Source organism: Collimonas sp., assembly GCF_035566375.1.
Taxonomy (GTDB): Bacteria; Pseudomonadota; Gammaproteobacteria; order Burkholderiales; family Burkholderiaceae_D; genus Collimonas.
Genome location: NZ_DATMRK010000064.1, coordinates 1 through 23,244, shown reverse-complemented (window position 1 = coordinate 23,244; position 23,244 = coordinate 1). Strand labels below are relative to the sequence as shown.

Below are 23,244 nucleotides of genomic sequence, written 5' to 3'. Positions count from 1 at the left end.
CGCTTTGCTTGAACTTGAAAAGAACAATTCAGCATCGATCCCAGAACTATATTTGAAGAAATTTTACGGCCTCAGACTTGCCGTTCAACGTCATGGCAAGCCACAACTGACCGGAAAAGGCCGGGCCTACCTGGCGGACTTTCGCAAAGTGTTCAATAACCGTCAGGATCACACCACGCTCATATGTTCGTAAATTTGGATGTGGTAGCGCTGCCGTCCTTTTAGGGGGTTCACAGTTTTTGCGGAACAAATTGCGAGCCAGACCTCGGCGCCGCCCATGCAGGATTGGCTGGAGTCATAGTCTGCCAATCGGATGTAATGCGCACTCTCCAGGAAAGTATGCACACCGTCATCCTACATTTACAGGGTCTGCGGCGGTATGGTTTGCTTTGGTTTGCAATAGTGGGGCAGCGGGAATCGAACCCGCGCCCGATAAGTCACGTGCTATACGCTACCTCATGTAGCTAACAGTTACTTCTTAGTCGAATGAGCGCTACCCTTGGTGGCGGCCTGCGATAGTTGATCGACGGCGTTGTTGACATTGCTTTCGATGGTTTCAACAGCTTGCTTGGTGCTCTTGGCTAACTGTTCGTAACCGGCGTTGGCGCTGCCGATCGCGGATTTAACGAAAGCAACTGCGCCTTCTGCGCCTGGCGGCACGTTTTTCGACGCCCGGTCAACGAACTCGACGACTTTACGCTTGGTTTCCGCAACTTGTGCTTCTGCGACCTTGGTCAGCTCGGCTTGTGTGCTGGAGGCGATGCTGGCGAAATGACGGCCGTAAGCGATGGCTTTTTCCGCGTTCGGTTGGGCCAGCGCTGCACTCAGCGTGAAAAATTCTTGCGGGTCTTTGGCGGCAAAGAATTTCTGGGTGGTGGCGGCCGACTCTTCCAGCGAAGCTTTGGCAGCGCTCAGGTTGAGGTCGATCAGCTTTTCTACGCCGGCAAATGCTTTGGTCGTGAAATCGGTATACAGGGCCAAATTGGCTTCAAAATTGGCTTTGGCGGTGGCTGAAAATTGTTCTGCGGCGGTAGACATGGTTTCTCCAAAGAGTCGGTGTTGTAAAACAAAACGACATTAATAGGATGACGAAAAATAGCTAAAGACTAGCCATTGATTGCAGAGTGCCATCGATTTAAATGGCACATTGTGCGACGCACAAATGTGATTGTAGATTTTTGTCGCCAGATGTCTAGCTGGTAGTTTTGACAGTGCCAACTACATTCTTAATTGATTGTTAGGCAATCAGGGGCTGTGGTCACTTCTTGTGATCGATCGTCCATTTGACTTTGCGTTTAGCTTCGCGAAGTGCGGTTTCTTCCTTATCCAATGGCAGGTCTCTACATGTATAAATCGCTCCGCTCGCAATTTGATAAGACCAAGTCCATTCCCCTTTTTCGCCTTCATGAACATCAACCGGGCAGCAGATGCCTTTGTATTCAAATTGATGCCTCATGTCCAACGCGCAGCCGACAAGAGGGTTCTTGTGCAACCAAGCTTGCAAAATTGCGATGGCAGCATGAACTCACTTGCCAGCGTCGATGAGACTCTTTGCGAACGTCAATCCTTGATCGCGAGCGGCGTTCCATGTACCTGACGGCTCAACCGCCAGCGGTTGTTGCAATACCCCGTCAATCGACACTGCCCAGCGGTACATCCCGCCTCGGACAATCGTGCTCGTGACTTTGATCGCGCTCCCTTTGTGCTCCATCTCGAATTGCGGCATATGCCCCCCCAAATAGTTTCTGAAAGGCAAATTTATCATGGTCGACAGCCATTTCATACTAGTAAAAGTACAAGCAATTCCAGTCGAGCGCGATACTTGAAATGACTCTTGAGTCAGGCATATCGCCGAATAGGCGAGAAAGTATGAGCAACGCGGTGAAATTGAAACCAGCAGGCCAGATAAACTGCCACTGACTATCAAGACGAATACTCAGGCACGCCCAAATATGCAGAAACGATTTGAAAAAATGCGGAGACGATTGCGTTGAAAGGATTTTCCAGAAAAGCAAAACGGCCCGTAGAGGGCCGTTTTGCTTGATATCTGGCGGAAGCGGTGAGATTCGAACTCACGAACGGGATAAACCGTCGCTAGTTTTCAAGACTAGTGCCTTCAACCACTCGGCCACACTTCCTGGAAGGTCGTCATTATAACCAATTTGCGAGAAATTAACGATACCACCCCCGCTTTTATTGGAATTCTACTGAGTCGCTCAGAAAAACAGCTCAGTCCAGCAGAAACATCTGCTGCAAATCGTTCAGGAAACGCTGCCCCAGCGCAGTCGGCCGAATGATTTTGTGATCACGGTAGAGCAAGTCCTTGGCTTCGGCCTGGTTCAAGGATTTTTCTATCGTATTGAGGGCTAGCCCGGTGCGCTCACTAAACAGATTCACCTCGAAACCATGATTCAGGCGCAACGCATTGAGCATGAATTCGAAGCCCAGATCGTTGCGGCCGATTTCGGTTTCTTCCTGCACCACATTGCCTAGCCGGCTATGTTCCAGATAAGCCTTGGGCTGCTTGTAGCGCATCTGCCGGATCACACGATGCGGGAATGAGAGCTTGGAGTGCGCGCCGGCGCCGATGCCGAGATAGTCGCCGAATTGCCAGTAATTCAGATTGTGCCGCGCCTGCCGGCCGGCATGGGCATAGGCTGACACTTCGTAATGGCCGTAGCCGGCAGCGCTGGTATGCGCGCTGATCATGTCTTGCATTTCGGCGCTGGCGTCGTCGTCTGGCACTACTGGTGGATACTTTGCAAAGTAGGTGTTCGGCTCCAGCGTCAAGTGGTAGAGCGACAAATGCGGCGGCGCAAAACCGATGGCGGTGGCTACATCCTGTTGCGCTTCTGCCAGTGTTTGCGACGGCAAGGCGTACATCAGGTCGAGATTGAAATTATCGAAAGTCGCATGCGCGATCTCGACTGCGCGGCGCGCTTCGCCGTCGTCGTGAATCCGCCCCAGCGCCTGCAGATGGCGGCCGTTGAAACTTTGAATCCCTATCGACAGGCGATTGATGCCGCTGTTGCGGTAAGACTTGAATTTTTCCACTTCGAAGGTGCCGGGATTGGCTTCCATCGTAATTTCCGCAGCGCCGTCCAGCGGCAACAATGAACGCACATCCGACATCAAACGATCCAGTCCGGCTGCCGACATCAGGCTGGGCGTACCGCCGCCGATAAAGATCGTATAAATCTTGCGGCCCCAGATCAGCGGCAGCGCCGCTTCCAGATCGAGGCGCAAGGCAGCCAGGTATTCTTCTTCCGGAAAACCGCCTTTGGCCTCGTGCGAATTGAAATCGCAATACGGGCATTTTTTTACGCACCACGGGAAATGGATGTACAGCGACAGCGGCGGCAAGGCGCTCAGGCTAAGCGCGCCCGGCTGCAAATAGGCCAGGGCCGCCTGGGCGGCTGCGGATGGCTTGTCGGCGGCATGGTTCTTAACCTGCCCTGGCATGCCGATAGGTTTGATCGGGATCATCGTAATTTTTCAACCAAGGCACGCAATGCCTGCCCGCGGTGCGAAACCGCATTTTTTTCGGCGGCGCTAAATTCAGCCGCAGTCTTGTTCTGCTCCGGCAGCAGGAAATATGGGTCGTAACCAAAACCGCCAACGCCGCGCGGCTCATTAATGATCAGACCGTTCCAGCGGCCGTCGGCAATCACCGGTTGCGGATCGTCGGCATGGCGCACGAATACCAGTACGCAATAATAATAGGCCGATTTATCGGCGTGTGAGGCCAGATCGGCGACCAGTTTGAGATTGTTTGCCGCATCGGATTTCGGCTCACCAGCATAGCGCGCCGACAAGACGCCGGGGGCGCCACCCAAGGCGTTGACGCAGACGCCGGAGTCATCGGCCAGGGCCGGCAGGCCGGTCAGGCGTGCAGCGTGGCGCGCCTTGGCGAGGGCGTTTTCGACAAAGGTCAGATACGGTTCTTCCGCCTCGGGGACGTCGAATTCGCCTTGCGGACGGACGTCGAAATCGATCTGCGCCAGCAAATGGCCGAATTCTTTTAATTTACCGGCGTTATTGGAAGCCAGAACCAGGGTGCGTGACATGAGCGACTCGAAGCAAAGAAAGCCGGTACTTTAGCACCGGACGGGACATATTGTTGGGCTGGGACTTGCGGACATGATCAAATCAACAACCTTGATCAGCACTGGCCTGAAATAGTGGTGAAACAAGCAAGGGGAAGGCTAGGCGCCTGCCCCGGATTTCCTGCACGGACAAGGGCTTATGTGACACTCATGCGACGCGTTTGCCCAAGATCACCAGATCGCGTTCGACGCCGTCCAGGGTAGCGACCCGCGGCATATTGGCCCAACGCTCGAAACCGAAGGCGTCGAACAATTTCAGGCTGGCTTGATTATGGCCAAAAATAAAACCGAGCAAGGTATGCACGCCGATAGCGGGCGCATGCTCGATCGCCTGCCCCAGCAGATAACGGCCGATCCCTTTGCCGCGTGCGTCTTGGTGGATATAAATCGACAGTTCGGCAGTGCCGGCATAGGCCGGACGCCCGTAGAAATCGGAGTAGGACAACCAGCCCAGGATAACGGCCGAGCCATCCGCGCCCTGCTGCTCCACCACCCACAGCGGACGCCGCTCGGCATTGTGCTGATCGAACCAGGCTTGGCGCGAGGCGACGCTGACCGGTTCGGTGTCGGCGGTGACTTCGCGCGAGGCGACGGTGCTGTTGTAGATATCGACAATCGCCGCCAAATCCTGCTGGCCTGCCAATCTAAAGTTGTAGTTCATAAGCTGTAACTCAAAAATTCGTTTTGATATTACCGGCGTTCGCCAGTATTAATAAGTATGCGTCGGACGCGCCGATCCCAGTGCTGATCCCAGTACTTCTTCAATCCGCTTGCGCAGCCGCTGGCCGCTGTCGTCGTCCGGAAAATGCACACCCACCCCTTGCGCCTTGTTATTGTTGGCGTTCTTAGGCGTAATCCATGCCACTTTGGCAGCAATCGGATATTTGGTGCCGTCGTCCATCAGGCTCAGGATCAGATAAATTTCATCGCCGAGATGATAGCTTTTGTTGGTGGGCACAAAGATGCCGCCGTTGGTCAGGAACGGCATGTAGGCGGCATACAAGGCCGATTTTTCCTTGATTACCAGCGACAATACCGATGGCCGGGATAATTTGACCGGCTCGGCCGGGATTGTAGTATTTTCTGCCATCGCTATCCTATAAGCAAAATTCAAGCAAACATTGCGGCGTAATCCAGCAGCATTTCTTCAATGAAGAGACGCGCCGATAACGGGTGTTCTGCGATTGCACGGCGCTCGTTGCTGCTTTTCAGTGCGCGCAACAGGGAGCCGGTTTCGACTTTGGCGGCCAAGCCCGCCAGGGCTTTTTCATAACGAGGATAATACCGGATTGTGCCGCACAATTTAAAGGAAAACAGATCGTAGAGCCAACGCTGCTGCCACGCCACCAGCTCGGCAACCGGGGTTTTCTGCAAGTGCTCGGCGCATTTCAGCGCGCCGTCTATGCCGGGCTTGGTCAAATGCTGCAAAAACTCGTCGATCAGCTCACGCCCTTCGCTTTGCGATTGTGCATAAGCCGTCAGCGGCGCGCCGCCCTGCTCTGCCAGCCAGACATCGGCATCCTTGACGTCTTGCTGGCGCAGCCAGGCCATGGCTTGCTCGCGCGACGGCAGCGGCATGGCGAATTTGCGACAGCGCGACAAAATGGTTGGCAACAAACGATCCAGGCTGTTTGAACTCAGCAGAAAGACCGTGTTTGGCGGCGGCTCCTCCAGCGTCTTCAACAAGGCGTTGGAAGCGGCGGTATTCAGCGCTTCGGCCGGATATAGCAACACCACCCGCTGCCCCTGGCGATGGGTGGAAATATTCATGAAACCGGACAAGGCACGGATCTGGTCGATCTTGATTTCCTTGGATGGCGCCTTGGCGGATTTGGCGTTTTTTTTGCCGTCGCCCGCTTCGCCACCCTCTGCGCTATCGCCATCGCCATCGCCGTCGTCCAGAATCTCCGGCCGCACGCGCCGGTAATCCGGATGGTTGTATTGCATGAACCAGCCGCAGGAGCCGCAGACGCCGCATGCATGGCCGTCCGCCTGCGGCTGTTCGCATAGCAGCGATTGTGCGAACTGTTCTGCAAAAACGGTTTTACCGATGCCTTCGGCGCCATGAAACAGGATCGCGTGCGGCAAGCGTGCACGCATTTGCTGTAGTTGCTGCCAGACGCCGTCCTGCCACGGGAACAAGGAGTTACTCATGGGAGTTACTCATAGGGATGACTCAGTACATAGACTTGAAATAATTTGCGTCAGCACTTGCCGGACTTCGGCAATCGTCCGGGTCGCATCGATGACCCGGAAGCGCTCGGGAAATTGTGCCGCGCGGCGCAGATATTCGGCACGCGTAGCGGCGAAGAAATCAGTCTTTTCCTGTTCGAATTTATCCAATGTGCGGGTCGCATCCAGGCGCGTCCGCGCCACTTCCAGCGGCACATCGAACAATAAGGTCAGATCCGGTTGCAAATGCGGATGCACCCATTGCTCCAGCGCTTCCAGCTTGGCCAGCGGCAATTGCCGGCCACCGCCCTGATAGGCAAAGGTGGCGTCGCTGAAACGGTCTGAAATCACCCATGCACCGCGCGCCAGCGCCGGCTCTATCACTTGCGCCAGATGCTCGCGACGGGCGGCAAACATCAGCATCGCTTCTGTCTCCAGATGCATTTTCTGGTGCAATAGCACTTCGCGCAGAGCTTCTCCCAAGGCCGTGCCGCCCGGTTCGCGAGTGGTGACTACTTCAAGGCCATGGCTGCACAGCAGATCGGCGACAAACCCGATATGGGTCGACTTGCCGGCGCCGTCTATGCCTTCAAATGTGATGAATTTTCCTGATGCCATTGCTCTACCTGTTGAGTTGCCTATGCGGCTCTGAAGAAAACCGGCGCATGCTGCAATTATCGCGCATCGCCAGGTTTTCTAGCGCTGATATTGATTGACCGCCTGGTTATGTTCGCCCAGATTATTCGAGAAATGACTGCTGCCATCGCCCCTGGCGACAAAATACAATGCGTCGGTTTGCGCCGGATGCATGGCCGCGCTGATCGATTCCGCGCCCGGCAAGGCGATCGGCGTCGGCGGCAGGCCGGCCCGGGTGTACGTATTGTATGGCGTATCGGTGGTCAGATCGCGTTTGTGGATGATGCCTTGATATTGCTCGCCCATGCCGTAAATCACGGTCGGATCGGTCTGCAGCAGCATGCCGATCTTGAGCCGGTTGATGAAGACGCCGGCAATTGTGCTGCGATCGGCACGCAAGCCGGTCTCTTTTTCCACGATCGACGCCATGACCAGAGCCTCGTAGGGGGTCTTGTAAGGCAGCGATGCGTCACGCCCTTCCCAAGCCTGGTTGAGGCGCTTGATCAACAAGCCATGCGCCTGCTTGTACACTTGCAGGTCGCTAGCTCCTTTTGCAAATAAATAAGTGTCGGGAAAGAACAAACCTTCCGCTACCGTGTAGTCGGGCGTGATCTTTGCCAGTAATTCGGCATCGGATAACGCTGCCGTATCGTGTTTCAGCGACGCCTGCGCCGCCACCGCCTGCCGCATCTGGCGGAAAGTCCAGCCTTCGATCACCGTCAGCGATTCCTGCGCAAACTCGCCGCGCACCAGCTGCGTCAGCAAGCGTTGCGGGGTGGCGCCGGGTTTCAATTCATAACTGCCGGCTTTTAATTTGCCGCCCTTGCCGGTCACTCGCGCCAGCAATTCCAGCAACTCAGGATTGACGCCGACCCCGGCATCTGCAATCTGCTCCACCGAACCTGCCAAAGTGCTACCTGGCTTGATCGTGAACGGCCGCACTTCGCCGGCATCGAAAATCGCTTGCTGCGCCCAATAAGCCACGCCGCCGGCGGCCGCACCGCCCAACAGGATCACGCTCAACAATAGTTTTTTAAACAAGACCGGTCCGCTCCGCTTTGGTTTTCACGCATCTCGCAAAAACGGCCATATCCAACGCCTTTTTTGCGACATCACTATAATCAACCCAATATGATAATCGCTGTTTTGGGAATGCCTACAATTTATGAATGAAATAACAAGTACCTGGCTGGATTTTTCCCAGCAACAAGCGCTGGATGCGCTGCCTGCGATAGCGGACGCCGGCGCATCTTTTATTGCACCGCTGACAGACTTGGGTCTGATCGCTCTCAGCGGCGAAGAAGCCGCCAGTTTCCTGCACACCCAAGTCACCAACGACGTCCAGAACCTTGCTGCCGGACAAGCCAGGCTGGCCGGTTATTGCTCGCCAAAAGGACGCCTGCTGGCAACCTTTCTGATGTGGAAGAGCGGCGACAGCATCTTGCTGCAACTGCCGCGCAGCTTGCAAGCGGCAATCCAGAAGCGCCTGCAAATGTTCGTCATGCGCGCCAAAGCCAAGCTGGCGGATGTGTCGGATACGCACGTCATATTCGGCCTGGCCGGCCATGCCGTCGGCGCGGCGCTGGCACCCTGGTTCCCAACGCTGCCAGCCGAGCCCTACAGCAAGATCGATAACGACTACGGCAGCTTGATCCGTGTCACCGACGCCAATGCCACGCCACGCTATCAGTGGATCGCCAGCCCGCAGCACGCAATCGCCGCCTGGCCGCAACTCAGCAAAAGCCTGCAAGCGGTTGCCGCCCAAGCCTGGCGCCTGAGCGAGATCGAGGCCGGGATCCCGCAAGTTACGCCGCCGACGCAGGAACAGTTTGTGCCGCAGATGATTAATTTTGAAGTGATTGGCGGCGTCAATTTCAAGAAAGGCTGTTATCCGGGGCAAGAGATAGTCGCGCGCAGCCAATACCTCGGCAAGCTCAAGCGCCGTGCCGTACTGGCCAGCGTCGCAGCGATCGACATCGCTGCCGCCACCGAAGTATTTTCCAGCGCTGATCCGGATCAGCCGTGCGGCATGATCGTCAATGCCGAAGCCGATAGCGCCCACAGCAGCCGCTGCCTGCTGGAGATCAAGCTGGCTGCGCTGGAGAACGGCACGGTACATCTGGGCTCAGCCACCGGCGCGCAATTGCACTTCCAGGCGCTGCCCTATTCGATTGTCGATATCACCGACGCCGAACTGTCAGCGTGAGCGCAAAATGAGCAACGACATCTATATCTATTACCGCGTAGCTGCTGCCAACGCGCAACAATTCGACAAGGCGGCGGCGGCAATGCAAGCCGGGCTTTCATTGCACTATCAGATCGCCACTGCCCTCAAACGCAGTCCCGAAATCAAAGATGAGCATCACACCTGGATGGAAGTGTATTCTTCTGTGCCGCCGGATTTTACGAACATTATCGAACACGCGGTAGCCGAACACGGCCTCGCCGCCTTGATCGATGGTCCCCGACATACTGAATTTTTTGTGAATATTTCATCATGTGCTTGATTGTTTTTGCATGGCAAGTGGTTCCTGGCTCACCCCTGATAGCCGCCGCCAACCGCGATGAATTTTATGCCCGTCCAACTGCACCCGCCGGCTGGTGGGAAGACCGGCCCGACATCTACGCCGGCCGCGACCTGCAAGACGGCGGCACCTGGATCGGCATCACCCGCAGCGGCCGCTTTGCCGCCATCACCAATGTGCGAGCGCCGGCGGAACGACGTGCCGATGCGCCGACCCGTGGCACCCTGGTATCGGATTTTCTCAGCAGTAAAAAAACCGCGGCCGAATACATCGCTGAAATTGCCGGCGATGCCGAAAAATATAACGGCTTCAATCTGCTGGTCGGCGATGGCCAGCAATTGATCTGGTATTCGAACAAGAATGGCGACGACGCCCGCAACGGCCAGCCGCTGTCGCCTGGCGTCTACGGCCTGTCAAACGGCTCGCTCGATGGCAACTGGCCCAAGGTGGTGCGCACCAAGGCGCAATTCGCCAGCCTGCTGTGCCAGGGTGCGCCTGACGCCTGCTTCTTCGACATGCTGAGCGACACCAGCCGCGCCGGTGATTGCCGGTTGCCGTCGACCGGGGTCGGCATCGAACTGGAGCGCGTGCTGTCGGCAGTATTTATCCAGTCGCCCGACTACGGCACGCGCGCCTCGACCCTGGTCAGAATCAAGGCCAACGGCAGCGCCATGCTGCATGAACGAGTGGCGCCGCCGTTTTGCCCTTCTTCGCAAATACACACACACTCCAGATCGCCATCTGAATCCCGCTGTTCGCGCTGACAAGCTTGCCGGCGCCAGGGCGTATTGACCCAGTCAAGGAGCAGAACATGTTGTCTTCATCCGGCCCGAACTTGTCGCAAGCAGCGCTTGCACCATCTGATGTCGTGCAACAGTTGTGGCGCACTCTCGGACAACCTGACGGCGCGCTATCGCAGCTGTCGCTGAGCGGCAGCGAGCCGGTCTTGCCGTCATCGTTTGCAGTCGGCACTGCGGCCCAGGCCAGCATTGCAGCGGCGACACTGTCCGCCGCCCAGCTGTGGTATCTGCGCAGCCAGCAGCAGCAACGAGTCAGCGTCGACATGCGCCATGCCGCGGCAGAGTTTCGAAGCGAACGCTACTTCCGGGTCAACGACGCCCGCAGCGACGAAATCTGGGACAAGATCGCCGGCACCTACTGCTGCGGCGACGGTAAATGGCTGCGTCTGCACACCAATTTTCCGCATCATCGGGATGGCGTGCTCAGGTTATTGCAATGCGAGCATACGGTTGAGAGCGTGCAGCAGGCGCTGCAAAGCTGGGCGGCGGAGGATTTCGAGGATGCTGCGGCCGGCACCGGCCTGGTGGTCACCGCCATGCGTTCGTTCGAGGAATGGGATCGCCATCCGCAAGGACAGGCGGTGCAAACGCTGCCGCTGCTGAGCATAGAAAAAATCGGTGATAGCGATGCTGCGCCGCGCGCCTTACCCGCGCCGGTGGCACAACGCCCGCTGGACGGCGTGCGGGTGCTCGACCTGACCCGCATCATTGCCGGGCCGGTCTGCGGCCGCACGCTGGCGGCGCACGGCGCCGACGTCTTGCTGGTGACAGCGCCGCAACTGCCAGCGATCCAACCGCTGGTGATCGATACCGGTCGCGGCAAACGTTCATGCCAGCTCGACTTGCGGCAGGCGGATGACCACCGCACGCTGAGCCATTTGCTGCATGACACCGATATTTTTGTGCAGGGCTACCGTCCGGGCGGCCTCGATGCGCTAGGCTTCGACCCCGCAACAGCAGCGAAAAAACGCCCCGGCATCATCTATGTATCGCTATCGGCGTACGGCCATGTCGGACCATGGGCCGAGCGCCGCGGTTTCGATTCGCTGGTGCAGACCGCCAGCGGCTTCAACCACGCAGAAGCACAGGCCGCGCACAGCGACCGGCCGAAACCGCTGCCGATGCAGGTGCTGGACCATGCCGCCGGTTATCTGATGGCGGCTGGCGCCATGACGGCGCTGGCGCGCCGCGTTACCGAAGGCGGCAGCTGGCATGTGCGGGTATCGCTGGCGCAAACCGGTCATTGGCTGCGCCAGCTTGGGCGCATCGAAAACGGCTTGGCGACAGCCGATGTCGATTTTGAACAGATTCAGGATTTGCTAGAGCACAGCGACTCCGGCTTTGGCCGCCTGACCGCAGTGCGCCATGCCGGACAATTATCGCTCACCCCGGCGCACTGGAGCCGGCCATCGGTGCCCTTGGGAACCGATGCTGCAAGTTGGTAAGTGCCACAGTTGTCCGATCAGGCAAACACGTGGCGCATGCAGATATGCGCAATCCCGGCTTCGTAAAATTCATCGCCGATGCGGCTGAAACCGTAACGTCCGTAAAACGCCTCGGCCTGGGTCTGGGCATTCAGCACCACTTCGGCATCGCCGCGTTGCCGTGCTTGCGCCATCAAGGCTTCCAGGATGGCGGCGCCTATGCCCTGACCGCGTCCGGCTGCACGCACCGCCATGCGGCCGATGTGGCCGTCCGGCAGCAGGCGGCCGGTGCCGATCGCATAACCGGCTTCATCGTAAGCGACAGCATGCAGGCAGTGTTCATCCATATCGTCCCACTCCAGCTCGACCGGGATTTTTTGTTCGATCACGAATACGTCGAAACGCACTGCGCGGGCGTCGGCTTTTTGCACCGCCCAGTTATCGACTGTCAGGTGAAATTTCATGGTTGTTTCTCTGTTCGGTTTCTGTTCGGTTTCTGTTCAACAGGTGCTTTCTACTTTGCCTCATCCCGGTTTGATCTTGAGGGCTGCACGATGATGTTTGAGATACTTGAAAGTTCCCATCGCCTTCGCCACCAGATGCTCGCCGTGCCATAACTCTGCATCGCAAAAACACATGGTGGTGGAGCGATGAAACGCACGGCCTTTGGCAACGATACGGGCGCCGGTCTGGCCGGCCGGTTGCAGAAAACTAGTTTTCATTTCAACCGTGACCGCCGCTTCGGCTTGTGGATAGAGTGAACGCCCGGCCAGGGCCATGACCACATCCAGCATGGTCATCGATACCCCGCCGTGGGTCACTTGCCAGCTGTTCATATGATGCGCTTGCAAAGTCAACGCCAGTTCGGCCGCACCCTCGCCCATCTGGACGAATTCGACGCCGAGATAAGTCAGGAAAGGATTGTCGATCGGGAAAATATGGGAAGGAAACATGGCCACCGGTCAGCTGAAATAATCCATGCACTGGCGCGCTTCCCGCACTGCGCCGACAAACGGTTTGATCGCGACGTGGGTCGGATGGTTCTGGTAGGCGTCCAGCGCTGCCAGCGAAGCAAACTCGGAATTGAGCACCACGTCGTAAGTCGCTTCCAGCCCCGGCTGGGCAATGACGGTTTCAAATTTGAGCATGCCAGGCACGATGCCGGCACAGCTGTCCAGCAAGGCCTTCAGCTGCAGGGCGTTGCTGGCTTTATCGGCGCCTTCGGCATGCTCTTTCAGTTTCCAGAATACGATGTGTTTAAGGGTCGCGCTCATAGGGATTTTTGCTCGGTTGTTGATAGATAGCGCATTCAGCGTCAGCCGCTATTTTACATTCATGGCAGGTCCCTACCAACGCCCGCGCTTATCTGGCACAGGCCGAGGCTTATTCGCTCAGCAACTTATAGGCGATTACCCACATCGTGACGCCGACAATAACCTCAAGCACGCGCCACGATAGCGGCTTGGCAAAGATCGGCCTGAGCCAGGCGGCGGCATAACCCAGAGAAAAAAAGAAAACGAACGAAGCCAGCATCGCGCCGGCAGCGAATAAACCTTTTTCACCAGGAAACTGCGTCGAAATCGAGCCAATCAACAACACGGTATCCAGATAGACATGAGGATTCAGCCAGGTTAACGCGGCGCAGACCAGCAGGGTTGGCAGTAAAGCCGCTTTTATATGCTCGGCCTGCGGCAGCACATCCGATGAGCGCCAGGCGGCGATGAAACTTTTAGCGCCGTACAAAAGCAGGAAGGCAGCGCCGCCGTAACGCATGACAGGCATCAGCCACGGTGCTTGTTCGATGATGACGCCAAGCCCCATTACACCCAGCAATATCAAGATGGCGTCAGAGGCGGCACAAGTCAGGCAAACCAGGAAAACATGTTCGCGCTTGAGGCCCTGTTTGAGAACAAAGGCATTTTGCGCGCCGATTGCGAGGATTAGCGAAAGACCGAGGGAAAAACCAGAAATTGCAGCGTTCATAAAATTTCATAAAATGACAACAATGATAACAGTAGCAACATCGATGCTGCTCTGCCTAATGCAAATCTGCAGGAGGCAATTCGTTGTCCCGGCCATCAGGCCACGACAGGCCATCGATGCGCCTGCCGGAGACAAAGCGCAGCAGGCCGGGATCGGTGATGAAGCTGGCGGCGGATTCGGCTGCCAGTATCGCCTGCGGCGATTGCGGCCTGGCCACCACATAACCTTGCACATAGTCGACGCCCAGTTTGGCCAGCGCCTCGATCATCGCGCAATCCTCCACCCACTCGGCGATGCTCTTCATGCCCAGGTTACGCGCCAGTTCAACGATCGCTTCGACGATCGCCTCATTGGCCGGATGCGCATTCATGCTTTGAATGAACGCACCATCTATTTTCAAGGCGTCTGCCGACAAACTCTTGAGATAGGTGAACGAGGTGTAGCCGGCGCCGAAATCGTCCAATGCGATTTTTGCGCCCAACGCCTGCAAGCGCTGGATGATGCGGCTGGTATGTTCCAGGTCGTGCAGAGCGACGCTTTCCGTGATTTCGATACATAACATGGGAACGACTTGCAGATGTTTGCCCAATATCACAAAAATATCCTGGATGAATTTTTCATCATTGAGCGAGGCTCCGCTCAAATTCACGCAAACGAATCTTGTCAACGGCAGTTGCGACTGATGCTGCGTCAGCCATTCCAGCACCGTGGTCATGACCCAGCGGTCAATCGCGGCAATGTTGCCGTTCTCTTCCGCCGCGGCAATCACCTTGGTGGCCGGCACCACTTTGTTGTCGGCGTCGAGCAGCCGCAACAATACTTCAAAATTGAGTGAAGCTTCAGGCTCTCGCAACGACATGATCGGCTGCATTTCAACAAACAAACCGGCCGGCAGGAATTCGCCGCCCAGCTTTTCTATCAGGCTCAACTCCTCCATCCGCTCGCGAAATACCGGTGCATTTCTTTGATACACCACAATGTGCTCGTCGTGCGCTTTCTTGGCTTCCCTGCACGCGCGGTCTGCGGCCGAGATAGCGTCTTGGACGCGCATCCCGGCACTCACTTCAATCAGGCCGATCGAGCCCTTTACCTGAAATGCGCGGGCGCCGATCTGGTACGACTGGTAGCTGATTTTCTGAATGATGGCGCCGCAGATGTCAGTCGCAGCACCAATCTCGACACCCTGGAACAAGAGAATGAATTCGTCGCCGCCGATGCGGCCGATATGGCTGCCGGCAGCCAGCGATTGCTGCACTCGTTGGCATAGCTGCTTGAGGACTTCATCGCCGGATTGGTGGCCAAACAGGTCATTGATCAGCTTGAAGCGATCAAGATCAAGATAGGCCAACGCCAATGGCCTGTTATCGGCCTGGCGCTCAATCGCCTGCTCCAGCATGATTTCAATGCCACGCCGATTGAGGACGCCGGTCAGCGGGTCATGCTCGGCAAAAAACCGCAAGCGCTGCACCGCCTGGGAACGATCGCTGATGTCTTGCAAGGAACCCTCGATGCGGCCATTGGCGAAGGTGGCGGTGACCAGATAAAAGGAAGCCTGACCGTCAGGTCCGGCAATCCCCGTCAGCTCCGCTTCATTGCTGCCGTTTCCGGAAACGATATGTAGCAGCTTCTCGCGCGCCCCAGGCCCAAAATAATCATCCCATTTTTTCATCGACTGGCCACTGGCGTCGCGCCCCAAAATCTTTTCCAGCGCAGGATTGGTTCGCACAAAGCTGCCGTCGGCGGCCAAGGTAAACAGGCCGATTGGGGTGACTTCATAGGTAGTGCGTAACTCAGCCTGAACCATGGCCAATTCTCGTTTTCCCGCACGCATTTGTTCAGCAAAGGCAAACGATGCCATCAGGCTCGACAACAAAGCCACGATCACGTTATTGGGTACCTCATCCAGGGTTTTGATGCCGAACGCGGCGGCGATGACTTCGTCTACTCGTGTAAACAACACCACAAACATGGATGCGCAATACCATAGTACTGCTCGGGTGCGCGCCTTCCACACGATACGCCCCAGCAAAAACACCAATATGACTATGCCGACGACAGTCCAGCTCCATAAAATGGGAAGAAACCGCTGGTACGACAGAAGCATGGCGGCGACCAGCAGAATCAATCCCATCCAACGTAAAACGTTTTGCAAGAAAACAAATCCAATCTGTTTTAATTCAGTTTGAAACAGTCTCCCGAACAAAGTGAAAGTCACGATGTAATAGGTTGCGAACGTGAGTTTGCGTAACCAGGGCAGCCATTGATTCGGAATGGTCCATATCAGCCAATGCGCGTCCCACCCCATTGCATTAGCGCCGAGCCGCAAATTCCCCAGCAACCAGACGGCAAACAACACATACATCCACTCGCGGTTGATTAATGCCGCGACTAACACAAATATGGTCAATGTCAGCAGACCGCCTTCCATCAAGCCTATACCTCGATAAAACTCTTTCTGTGATTGCACGAAATCAGGACGACTCCATTGGCGTACCGAAATTCGTGCCGGACCGGAAAAAACACCTTTGCAGAGCACGTTAATCGGTAGAGTGCTGGATGCCAGCGATAAGATAAATCCGGTCTTTTCTGCTCTAAGCAGGCCGTCTGCCATGTCACGACTTGCAACCCCGAGCAATCGTTGGCCGGCTCCTTCCCAGCAGCTCAACTGCTGTGCGTGACGCGAAGGTAACTCAATCTCCATTACGCCGGAATCTGTCGCCGACACTAAAAACGAAAACCAAAATGGCGTTTCCAACAATTGCGTATCGCGATAAGTTTGCAACGATGTAGCCGCCAGCTCTTGAAATGCCTGCGCGGGCAGCAAGCGCTGCCCAGGATCGCTCAATACATGGAACGACGATGGACTCGGATTGCTATGCCCAAAGCGGCTGTCGAGCGTAGCGAAAGCAATGATAGTGAATACGACAACCAGGACAGGTACCAATACGACGGAAAAATAAAATCCCACCCAATCTTGAGGCTTAAGATTTTTACTAAGGCTATTGGGCGTATCCGCAGGGAATAACCACATATGCATCGTATCCGTGGAGTGAGAGGGTTCTACTGTACTGTAAAAAAAGCCACATTATTTTTTTTACGACGATAACGCCCTCTCAATATCCGATTTTTGTAGTGCGTAATTAAATTACGACTCCAACGGCTTGAGCATCTCCCGCCTCCCCCCTTGCAAATTCTCCTGATGTCCGGGGTCAGATTGATTTGCCGGCATATCGGGTGGCTGATCAAGAATCAAATCAGAATGATCCATCTCGAACATCAGGGCAAACAACGGATGCGCGCTGGCTGCCCAGCGCTCCCTGGCCGTCGCTACTTCAAACGCCATGACGCGGTGAGGTACATTTCCGACGTGCTGCATCGGAATAAACTGCCGCCCCGGAAAGACATCTTGAAACAGTAAAGCGTCATATTGTCGATCTAGAGGGGAGCGTGCAGTAATCACCATCCAGTCAATTCCATTGTCGACACAATACTTAAAATAAGCTTTAAAAAGCAAAATCTTGACGACCTTGCCAATTTGACTCGAAGCGACTCCCAAACGTGTCGCCTCTGCCAAGCGTCGGCCCCGCAGCCAATCCGGCAAGGTCACCGAATGCTCCAGCGCTAAAGCTTGTTGACGATTGGTTTGAATGCGTATCGTGCCCAACGATGAGCCATCGAGCTTGGATTCGGCAAGTAGCACGATCGTATCTTGCGCAAGGTCTGCTTGCTCGAAACGCAGCAGGTTCGGCGCCAGTTCTGGTAGATGACGGCTGTACGCCGCATGACGGATATCCACCGCCTTCTGCAAGTCCTGCTCGTCACTCACTATCCTGATAGTGAACGGCAGGCGTTGCTCTGGCAGCGTTGCTGCGGCAGCTTTTCCCGGCAATGATGATAGGGTAAAGGCTTCCCCTAGGGTCGGGTTGAATGTGTCGGTTGTCTGGTCTTGTTTCATTTGGAGTGCCCCGAAGTTGAAATCATGGTTGACCGTTTTATGCAATGCTGCATTACGGTATTGCCAGATTCTCACGTTCGGAACACTGTAGAAAACTAAACCATGCTCACAACCTAAGCTTTAGTGTTAAAAAATTGCCGGAAAACTGTGTTTTTCGGCAAATAATTTCCATATATCAACAAATCATATCTCTCAGTGCTGCCCGCCTCCCAGATATGCGGCTTTTACCGCAGGATCGTTCTTCAGCTTCTCCGCTGGACCATGCACTGAAATCCGGCCGTTCTCCAGCACATAACCATAATCGGCAACATTCAGCGCCGCTGCGGCAAATTGCTCGACCAGCAACATGGTCACGCCCTGTTCCTTGAGCCGGGAAATGATCCGAAACACCTCTTCTACCAGAATCGGAGCCAGCCCCATCGAGGGTTCGTCCAGCAAGATCACTTCCGGATTGAGCATGACGGCACGCGCCATCGCCAGCATCTGTTGCTCACCGCCGGACAAGGTGCCGGCCAACTGGCTTTGACGTTCTTTCAGGCGCGGGAATAATTCCAGCGCTTGTGCAAGATCGTGTTTGATGTCGCCCCGCGGACGCATGCGGGTAAACCGTGGAAATGCACCTAGCAGCAGGTTATCGACCACGCTCATGGTCGCAAACACGCGACGGCCTTCAGGTGAATGCGCAAGTCCGGCGCGCGCGATCTTGTGGGAAGCCAGTCCGGTAACGTCGACCCCGGCCAAAGTAACAGTACCGGATTTTGCTTTGATCATGCCGGAGATAGCACGCATGGTGGTGGTCTTGCCGGCGCCATTGGAGCCGATCAGCGTCACCACCTTGCCTTTTGGCACTTCCAGTGAAATACCGTGCAGCACTTCAACCTTGCCATACGCCGCATGCAAATTGGAAATCGAGAGCATCTTATGACCCCGCTGCGTTGGAAGTGGATGGCGCAGCTGCGCCGAAATCGTCGACGATTTCGCCGGCAGTGCCGCCGAGATAGGCTTCGATCACCTTGGGGTCGCTTTGCACCGCAGCCGGTTTGCCTTCGGCGATTTTCTGGCCGAAATCGAGCACCGTCACAGTGTCGGAAATCGACATGACGACGTCCATATGATGTTCTATCAGGATGATGGTGACGCCGTGCTGCCGGATCTTGTGGATGATCGCGATCAGCTCCTTGATGTCCGGCGCAGTCAGTCCTGCCGCAGGCTCGTCCAGCAACAGCAATTCCGGATTCAATCCAAGTGCACGGCCGATTTCCAGCAAGCGTTGCTTACCGTAGGGCAGATTGCGCGCCTCTTCCGCAGCCAGCCCGGTCAATCCGACGAATTGCAAGATGCTGGCGGCGCTTTCTCGCGCCGCTTGCTCCTCGCGCCGATAACGTGGAGTGTGAAAGATCACGTCCAGTACGTTGCTACGGAAATTGTGATGCAGACCGACCAGCACGTTTTCGGTGGCCGTCATTTCACCGAACAATTGCACGTTCTGGAAAGTGCGGGCGACGCCGCCCAGCGCAATTGCCGCCGGCGTCGCACCGGAAATCGTCTTGCCGTTGAATTGAACCTTGCCGGCAGTCGGTTTGTAGATGCCGGTGAGGACGTTCATCATGGTGCTCTTGCCCGAGCCGTTCGGCCCGATCAAGCCATGCACACTGCCTTTGACGATATCCAGGTTGACCTCGTTGAGCGCTTTAAGGCCGCCAAACTGCATCAATATTTTCTGACACGTCAGCAAGGTGGCGCCAATTGCGACGCTACCGCCGACCGAAGCCCATGCCCGCTCAGGGCCGGCAGCCACGCTTGCCGGCTTCCTGCTGGCAGGCATTCTCTGGCCCAACAGATTGCGGGCGAAACCGACAATCCCATCCTGCAGGTAATACACCACGAACAGCGTCATCAAGCCAAATACCGTCAGGCGCCAGTCGGTAATGTTTTCCAGCCGATAGGAAAAAATAGCCATGCCGATGGTCGCCACCAACGGCACCAGCAACTCGCGCAAGGTCTTGCGTTTTTTCCATAACAGGAAAGCGCTTGCCAGCACGCCGATCACGGCCGCGGCAGTGGCGATTTGACGGAATAATTCAATGTCTGCCAACAGGCTCGGCAGCATGACCACGATCAAGGCGCCGATCAGCGAGCCAGTGCGGCTCTTGCGGCCACCCATGATGACCGCCAGCAGGAACAGAATAGTCAGCTCGAAGTTATAGGTATTCGGCGAAATATATGCCTCCGAGTAAGCATACAAACTACCCGCCAGGCCGGCCAGCGCAGCGCTGATCACAAACGCATACACTTTGTAGCGGTACACCGACACTCCCATACAGTCGGAAGCGATCGGACTATCGCGCAGCGCCTGGAAGGCGCGCCCCAGATGCGATTTGACGATCCGGTGCACCACGATCAGCGACAACACCATCAAGCCGGCGACCAGATAGAAATATTCCACTTCATCGAGACGATGGCCAAAGAAATCCGGCTTGTTCAGCTTGATCCCCATCGGCCCCTCGGTCAAAAAACTCATTTCATTGATCAGGATCTGGATGATGGTGCCGAACGCCAGCGTGACCATGGCCAGATAAGGCCCCGTCACCCGCAATGCTGGCAAGGCCAGGATGGCGCCGAATATGGCAGTAACCCCCAGGCTGGCCGGGGCCGCAATCAGGAACGGCCAGCCGAGCTTGAACACCAATACGCCAGTCGTGTAGGAGCCGATGCCGAACAAGCCGGCGTGTCCTAGCGAGACCTGGCCGGTATAGCCGACCACGATATCCAGGCCGAACAGCAGGATCGCGTAAATCAGAATGGTTTCGGCCAGATGGATGTAATACGGATTCGGAAACACCTGAGGAAACGCCAGCAGCAACAGGATGCCAACTATAGCCAATGCGAATATCTTTTTATTCATACTCACACCTTCTTGATGGCGGTTTTACCGAACAGCCCCGCCGGCTTGATGGCCAGCACCAGCAGTAACAGCACCAGGCCGGGCACTTCCTTGTAGCCGGTGGAGATATAAAACCCGGTCAGCGTTTCCGCGATACCCAGGATCAGTCCGCCGACTACCGCCCCCATGCCCGATGTCAAGCCACCGATAATCGCCACTGCAAATGCCTTCAAACCCAGCGCCGCGCCCATGGTCGCGCCAGTCAATGTCAATGGAGCTACCAGCACGCCGGCAAACGCAGCAGTGGCCGATGACAAGGCGTAAGAGAAAGTAATCACCATGCTGGTGTTGATGCCCATCAGGCCGGCTGCATCGCGATCGTTCGAGGTCGCCACCACTGCCTTGCCATAAATCGACTTGCGATTGAATATTTCGACCGCCAGCATCATCGCCAGCGCCCCCAGCACCACCACTACCTGCATCGGCTGAACATTGGCGCCGAATACCTGGAACGGGGTTGACGACAAAGGCGACGGGAAAGTCAGGTCGTCTTTGCCCCAAATGTTTTCAGCGACATTCTTGAAGATGATCGCCAACGCAATAGTCGACATGATCCAGCCGAATTCCGATTTGATCTTAAGCGCCGGACGCACTCCTATCCATTCGACCACAGCACCTTGCAAACCGCCGAAAACAATCACCACCGGGATCATCAGCCAATAATTCAGATAGGGGCCACCGTGAATATTGCCGACCAGGCTCAGGCCGACCAGAGCACCCAGCATCAATGCCTCACCCTGGCCGAAATTAAGGGTGCCGGAAGTAGCGAATGTGAGTTGATAACCGAAAGCGATCACCGCGTAGATCATGCCTAGCGCGATACCGCTGAAGACGAGTTGCAGCAGAATTTCCATGATATATATCCAAGAGACTGCGCCAAGAGACCGCGCCAAGAAACTGCGAAACACCACACTAAGCGCAGTATGGCAAAACAACGCTCCCGTTTGACGAAACAAACCCAGCCTGCTTACTGCGCAGGCTGGGATTCATATCGCTCAAAACGGATGTTTGACCGGAGCGCAATCTTGCTGCGCTCCGACCTACTATCACTTGGCTAATACCACCCGGCCATTCTTGACCTCGCCAATCATCACCATGCCAGGCTTGATCGCTTCGTGATCATCATGCGTATAGGGCTTGGTGTAAGTGGTAACCACGCCTTCCACGGTGCCATTCAGGTTTTCCAGCGCCTCGCGCACTTTCACGCCATCGGTGCTGCCAGCCTGCTTGATCGCTGCCGCAAGCAGGTAGATCGAGTCGTATCCTTGAGCAGCTGAAACGGGGGACGGGATGCGATCAACCTTGTAGGTTTTTTGATAGGCTTCAATGAAGGTCTTGCGCTTGGCTGTGTTGGGATCCTGGATGAAAGTTTGCGGCATGCGCGCGCCCTCTCCGTTCTTCCCTGCGTTATCAATGAAATTCCCCATCGACAATGTCCAGCTGCCGACAAGGGGCACTTTCCAGTTGAGCTTTTCCATGCCGTTGGCAATTTGCGCCAGTTCGGGGCCGATGCCGTAAGTCAGCACCACTTGCGCGCCGCCCTGTTTGGCTTTCAACAGCTGGGCGGTCATGTCCACATCTTTCAGGTTGTATTTTTCGACTGCAACCGGTTTGATGCCCTTGGCGGCCAAGGCGCGCTCCAGATCTTCGCGGCCGAGCTGACCGTAGTTGGTCGAATCGGCCAGGATTGCGACCTTGGTGTGTTTTTGACGGACCACCGCTTCGTCGACGATCATCGCCGACTGGATGGTATCGTTGGCAGAAGTACGGAATACGTAATTGTCTTTCTGTTCCGGCGCCACGAACTGCTTGGTGATGATGCTGCCGGTGGCGACATTATTTATGACCGGAATCTTGGCGTCCTGGTAAAAGCGTTGCGAAGCCAGGGCGACACCGGTGTTGATGAAGCCGACTGTGCCAACCACTTTTTCCTTATTGATCAATTCTTGCGCAACCTGGACTCCGCGTTCATTCTTGGCCTCATCGTCGCGCTCAACCAACTGCAACTGGCGTCCCAGCACTCCGCCTTTGGCGTTGATATCCGCAACCGCCAGTTTGACGCCGTCACGCATGGAGACACCCATAGGCGCCGAACCGCCGGTAAATGGCCCTGTGACGCCAATTTTGATTGGTTCCGCAGCCACTGCGGCCAGCGACCAGCTTACCAACGCCGCTGCCACACATGTTTTGCTTATGATGTTCATACAATCTCCTCCGTGTTTTTATGTTGATGAGCGTCGGCATTCACAGAAACCGGACAACTCTCTTAACCTAAAATGCATTTTCAGCTTACTGCAATATTCGCTATCTGGTATACAGATGCCCCAGCATTTCAGGCAACCCTTACAGCTTCCTGACAGCAACCGTCTTTCCGATCTTATTCCGGTCTTATAAACGCTGCCGCACCGCTGCATTTCGTACAGACGAAAAAAATCCCCGGCAAGCCAGGGATTTTTTGCGATGCTCAGTTTATTTCAACTGAGTAAGCTATGAATTAGATAGCTTGGATGTTCGAAGCTTGCTTGCCCTTAGGGCCGGCAGTAACTTCGAAAGAAACACGTTGGTTCTCTTGCAGCGACTTGAAGCCGGAAGAATTGATTGCGGAGAAGTGCGCGAACAGATCTTCACCACCTTCGTCAGGAGTAATAAAACCAAAACCCTTCGAATCATTGAACCACTTTACGATACCAGTTGCCATT

General features: G+C 55.8%; 26 protein-coding genes and 1 tRNA gene. 5 read left to right on the top strand and 22 right to left on the bottom strand.

The window, feature by feature from the left end; genetic code table 11:
* A partial coding sequence (locus VNZ60_RS20340) for a hypothetical protein (RefSeq protein ID WP_325662406.1) occupies positions 1–193 on the top strand: 193 nt, incomplete at its 5' end.
* A 278-nt stretch (positions 194–471) separates the two neighbouring features.
* On the opposite strand, the gene VNZ60_RS20335 is transcribed toward VNZ60_RS20340, so the two are convergent.
* The 11 genes from VNZ60_RS20335 to mltG form a co-directional block, all read right to left on the bottom strand.
* Positions 472–1,038: a phasin family protein gene (locus VNZ60_RS20335; protein WP_325662404.1), complete on the bottom strand. Its 567-nt coding sequence runs from the start codon at positions 1,036–1,038 to the stop codon at positions 472–474.
* Between the two features lie 220 nt (positions 1,039–1,258).
* Positions 1,259–1,492 carry a hypothetical protein gene (locus VNZ60_RS20330; protein ID WP_325662402.1) on the bottom strand — a complete coding sequence of 78 codons (234 nt, stop codon included), beginning with the start codon at positions 1,490–1,492 and terminating at the stop codon, positions 1,259–1,261.
* A gap of 33 nt (positions 1,493–1,525) precedes the next feature.
* Positions 1,526–1,657 carry a hypothetical protein gene (locus tag VNZ60_RS20325; RefSeq protein WP_325662400.1) on the bottom strand — a complete coding sequence of 44 codons (132 nt, stop codon included), beginning with the start codon at positions 1,655–1,657 and terminating at the stop codon, positions 1,526–1,528.
* Between the two features lie 391 nt (positions 1,658–2,048).
* Positions 2,049–2,138 (bottom strand) — tRNA-Ser (locus VNZ60_RS20320).
* Positions 2,139–2,229: 91 nt separating this feature from the next.
* Positions 2,230–3,486: a radical SAM family heme chaperone HemW gene (hemW, locus tag VNZ60_RS20315; RefSeq protein WP_325662398.1), complete on the bottom strand. Its 1,257-nt coding sequence runs from the start codon at positions 3,484–3,486 to the stop codon at positions 2,230–2,232.
* The gene (gene rdgB, locus VNZ60_RS20310) at positions 3,483–4,067 is read right to left on the bottom strand and encodes an RdgB/HAM1 family non-canonical purine NTP pyrophosphatase (RefSeq protein WP_325662396.1); all 585 of its coding nucleotides are present in this window, start codon (positions 4,065–4,067) and stop codon (positions 3,483–3,485) included. Before rdgB ends, hemW begins: the two co-directional genes overlap by 4 nt.
* Positions 4,068–4,254: 187 nt before the next feature.
* Positions 4,255–4,767 carry a GNAT family N-acetyltransferase gene (locus VNZ60_RS20305; protein WP_325662394.1) on the bottom strand — a complete coding sequence of 171 codons (513 nt, stop codon included), beginning with the start codon at positions 4,765–4,767 and terminating at the stop codon, positions 4,255–4,257.
* 48 nt (positions 4,768–4,815) lie between these two features.
* The gene (locus VNZ60_RS20300; protein ID WP_041743208.1) at positions 4,816–5,196 is read right to left on the bottom strand and encodes a PilZ domain-containing protein; all 381 of its coding nucleotides are present in this window, start codon (positions 5,194–5,196) and stop codon (positions 4,816–4,818) included.
* Positions 5,197–5,216: 20 nt separating this feature from the next.
* Complete coding sequence (locus VNZ60_RS20295; protein ID WP_325662390.1) at positions 5,217–6,260, bottom strand: DNA polymerase III subunit delta'; 1,044 nt, start codon at positions 6,258–6,260, stop codon at positions 5,217–5,219.
* A gap of 9 nt (positions 6,261–6,269) precedes the next feature.
* The gene (tmk, locus tag VNZ60_RS20290; protein ID WP_325662389.1) at positions 6,270–6,896 is read right to left on the bottom strand and encodes a dTMP kinase; all 627 of its coding nucleotides are present in this window, start codon (positions 6,894–6,896) and stop codon (positions 6,270–6,272) included.
* 78 nt (positions 6,897–6,974) lie between these two features.
* Positions 6,975–7,955: an endolytic transglycosylase MltG gene (mltG, locus tag VNZ60_RS20285; protein WP_325662387.1), complete on the bottom strand. Its 981-nt coding sequence runs from the start codon at positions 7,953–7,955 to the stop codon at positions 6,975–6,977.
* A gap of 124 nt (positions 7,956–8,079) precedes the next feature.
* On the opposite strand from mltG, the gene ygfZ reads away from it, so the two are divergent.
* Genes ygfZ through VNZ60_RS20265 form a run of 4 tightly spaced genes read left to right on the top strand, consistent with a single transcriptional unit; the run spans position 8,080 to position 11,684 of the window.
* Positions 8,080–9,120: a CAF17-like 4Fe-4S cluster assembly/insertion protein YgfZ gene (gene ygfZ / locus VNZ60_RS20280; RefSeq protein ID WP_325662385.1), complete on the top strand. Its 1,041-nt coding sequence runs from the start codon at positions 8,080–8,082 to the stop codon at positions 9,118–9,120.
* A gap of 7 nt (positions 9,121–9,127) precedes the next feature.
* Entirely contained in the window at positions 9,128–9,421 is a 294-nt protein-coding gene (locus VNZ60_RS20275) for a DUF4936 family protein (RefSeq protein ID WP_325662383.1), read from the top strand.
* The gene (locus VNZ60_RS20270) at positions 9,412–10,203 is read left to right on the top strand and encodes an NRDE family protein (RefSeq protein ID WP_325662381.1); all 792 of its coding nucleotides are present in this window, start codon (positions 9,412–9,414) and stop codon (positions 10,201–10,203) included. Before VNZ60_RS20275 ends, VNZ60_RS20270 begins: the two co-directional genes overlap by 10 nt.
* Before the next feature lie 47 nt (positions 10,204–10,250).
* Positions 10,251–11,684 carry a CoA transferase gene (locus VNZ60_RS20265; RefSeq protein WP_325662379.1) on the top strand — a complete coding sequence of 478 codons (1,434 nt, stop codon included), beginning with the start codon at positions 10,251–10,253 and terminating at the stop codon, positions 11,682–11,684.
* Positions 11,685–11,701: 17 nt separating this feature from the next.
* Here the strand turns inward: VNZ60_RS20265 and VNZ60_RS20260 are convergent, their stop codons facing one another.
* The 11 genes from VNZ60_RS20260 to VNZ60_RS20210 form a co-directional block, all read right to left on the bottom strand.
* Entirely contained in the window at positions 11,702–12,127 is a 426-nt protein-coding gene (locus VNZ60_RS20260) for a GNAT family N-acetyltransferase (RefSeq protein WP_325662377.1), read from the bottom strand.
* 60 nt (positions 12,128–12,187) lie between these two features.
* Positions 12,188–12,616 (bottom strand): PaaI family thioesterase, encoded by a 429-nt coding sequence (locus VNZ60_RS20255; RefSeq protein WP_325662375.1) that lies wholly within the window; start codon positions 12,614–12,616, stop codon positions 12,188–12,190.
* A gap of 9 nt (positions 12,617–12,625) precedes the next feature.
* Positions 12,626–12,937: a Dabb family protein gene (locus VNZ60_RS20250; protein ID WP_325662373.1), complete on the bottom strand. Its 312-nt coding sequence runs from the start codon at positions 12,935–12,937 to the stop codon at positions 12,626–12,628.
* Positions 12,938–13,046: 109 nt separating this feature from the next.
* Positions 13,047–13,646 (bottom strand): LysE/ArgO family amino acid transporter, encoded by a 600-nt coding sequence (locus VNZ60_RS20245; protein ID WP_325662372.1) that lies wholly within the window; start codon positions 13,644–13,646, stop codon positions 13,047–13,049.
* A gap of 55 nt (positions 13,647–13,701) precedes the next feature.
* Positions 13,702–16,113, bottom strand: coding sequence for a putative bifunctional diguanylate cyclase/phosphodiesterase (locus VNZ60_RS20240; RefSeq protein ID WP_325662370.1), 2,412 nt, complete (start codon positions 16,111–16,113; stop codon positions 13,702–13,704).
* A 678-nt stretch (positions 16,114–16,791) separates the two neighbouring features.
* A complete protein-coding gene (locus VNZ60_RS20235; protein ID WP_325662368.1) occupies positions 16,792–17,601 on the bottom strand; it encodes an N-acyl amino acid synthase FeeM domain-containing protein in 810 nt (269 codons plus the stop codon).
* A gap of 192 nt (positions 17,602–17,793) precedes the next feature.
* The gene (locus VNZ60_RS20230; protein ID WP_325662366.1) at positions 17,794–18,519 is read right to left on the bottom strand and encodes an ABC transporter ATP-binding protein; all 726 of its coding nucleotides are present in this window, start codon (positions 18,517–18,519) and stop codon (positions 17,794–17,796) included.
* 1 nt (position 18,520) lies between these two features.
* Positions 18,521–20,506 (bottom strand): branched-chain amino acid ABC transporter ATP-binding protein/permease, encoded by a 1,986-nt coding sequence (locus tag VNZ60_RS20225; protein ID WP_325662364.1) that lies wholly within the window; start codon positions 20,504–20,506, stop codon positions 18,521–18,523.
* A gap of 2 nt (positions 20,507–20,508) precedes the next feature.
* Positions 20,509–21,399 carry a branched-chain amino acid ABC transporter permease gene (locus VNZ60_RS20220; RefSeq protein ID WP_325662362.1) on the bottom strand — a complete coding sequence of 297 codons (891 nt, stop codon included), beginning with the start codon at positions 21,397–21,399 and terminating at the stop codon, positions 20,509–20,511.
* Between the two features lie 192 nt (positions 21,400–21,591).
* Positions 21,592–22,749 carry an ABC transporter substrate-binding protein gene (locus VNZ60_RS20215; RefSeq protein ID WP_325662359.1) on the bottom strand — a complete coding sequence of 386 codons (1,158 nt, stop codon included), beginning with the start codon at positions 22,747–22,749 and terminating at the stop codon, positions 21,592–21,594.
* Positions 22,750–23,039: 290 nt separating this feature from the next.
* Positions 23,040–23,243: a cold-shock protein gene (locus VNZ60_RS20210; RefSeq protein WP_014005790.1), complete on the bottom strand. Its 204-nt coding sequence runs from the start codon at positions 23,241–23,243 to the stop codon at positions 23,040–23,042.
* Position 23,244: the final 1 nt, after the last annotated feature.

Coding starts and splice junctions, on each gene's coding strand:
- tmk (WP_325662389.1), bottom strand. CDS start 6,896: ATGGCATCAGGAAAATTCATCACATTTGAAGGCATAGACGGCGCCGGC.
- VNZ60_RS20270 (WP_325662381.1), top strand. CDS start 9,412: ATGTGCTTGATTGTTTTTGCATGGCAAGTGGTTCCTGGCTCACCCCTG.
- VNZ60_RS20275 (WP_325662383.1), top strand. CDS start 9,128: ATGAGCAACGACATCTATATCTATTACCGCGTAGCTGCTGCCAACGCG.
- VNZ60_RS20295 (WP_325662390.1), bottom strand. CDS start 6,260: ATGAGTAACTCCTTGTTCCCGTGGCAGGACGGCGTCTGGCAGCAACTA.
- ygfZ (WP_325662385.1), top strand. CDS start 8,080: ATGAATGAAATAACAAGTACCTGGCTGGATTTTTCCCAGCAACAAGCG.
- VNZ60_RS20215 (WP_325662359.1), bottom strand. CDS start 22,749: ATGAACATCATAAGCAAAACATGTGTGGCAGCGGCGTTGGTAAGCTGG.
- VNZ60_RS20260 (WP_325662377.1), bottom strand. CDS start 12,127: ATGAAATTTCACCTGACAGTCGATAACTGGGCGGTGCAAAAAGCCGAC.
- VNZ60_RS20300 (WP_041743208.1), bottom strand. CDS start 5,196: ATGGCAGAAAATACTACAATCCCGGCCGAGCCGGTCAAATTATCCCGG.
- VNZ60_RS20325 (WP_325662400.1), bottom strand. CDS start 1,657: ATGTACCGCTGGGCAGTGTCGATTGACGGGGTATTGCAACAACCGCTG.
- VNZ60_RS20235 (WP_325662368.1), bottom strand. CDS start 17,601: ATGAAACAAGACCAGACAACCGACACATTCAACCCGACCCTAGGGGAA.
- VNZ60_RS20335 (WP_325662404.1), bottom strand. CDS start 1,038: ATGTCTACCGCCGCAGAACAATTTTCAGCCACCGCCAAAGCCAATTTT.
- VNZ60_RS20255 (WP_325662375.1), bottom strand. CDS start 12,616: ATGTTTCCTTCCCATATTTTCCCGATCGACAATCCTTTCCTGACTTAT.
- VNZ60_RS20225 (WP_325662364.1), bottom strand. CDS start 20,506: ATGAATAAAAAGATATTCGCATTGGCTATAGTTGGCATCCTGTTGCTG.
- VNZ60_RS20210 (WP_014005790.1), bottom strand. CDS start 23,243: ATGGCAACTGGTATCGTAAAGTGGTTCAATGATTCGAAGGGTTTTGGT.
- hemW (WP_325662398.1), bottom strand. CDS start 3,486: ATGATCCCGATCAAACCTATCGGCATGCCAGGGCAGGTTAAGAACCAT.
- VNZ60_RS20250 (WP_325662373.1), bottom strand. CDS start 12,937: ATGAGCGCGACCCTTAAACACATCGTATTCTGGAAACTGAAAGAGCAT.
- VNZ60_RS20245 (WP_325662372.1), bottom strand. CDS start 13,646: ATGAACGCTGCAATTTCTGGTTTTTCCCTCGGTCTTTCGCTAATCCTC.
- VNZ60_RS20265 (WP_325662379.1), top strand. CDS start 10,251: ATGTTGTCTTCATCCGGCCCGAACTTGTCGCAAGCAGCGCTTGCACCA.
- VNZ60_RS20305 (WP_325662394.1), bottom strand. CDS start 4,767: ATGAACTACAACTTTAGATTGGCAGGCCAGCAGGATTTGGCGGCGATT.
- rdgB (WP_325662396.1), bottom strand. CDS start 4,067: ATGTCACGCACCCTGGTTCTGGCTTCCAATAACGCCGGTAAATTAAAA.
- VNZ60_RS20230 (WP_325662366.1), bottom strand. CDS start 18,519: ATGCTCTCGATTTCCAATTTGCATGCGGCGTATGGCAAGGTTGAAGTG.
- VNZ60_RS20220 (WP_325662362.1), bottom strand. CDS start 21,399: ATGGAAATTCTGCTGCAACTCGTCTTCAGCGGTATCGCGCTAGGCATG.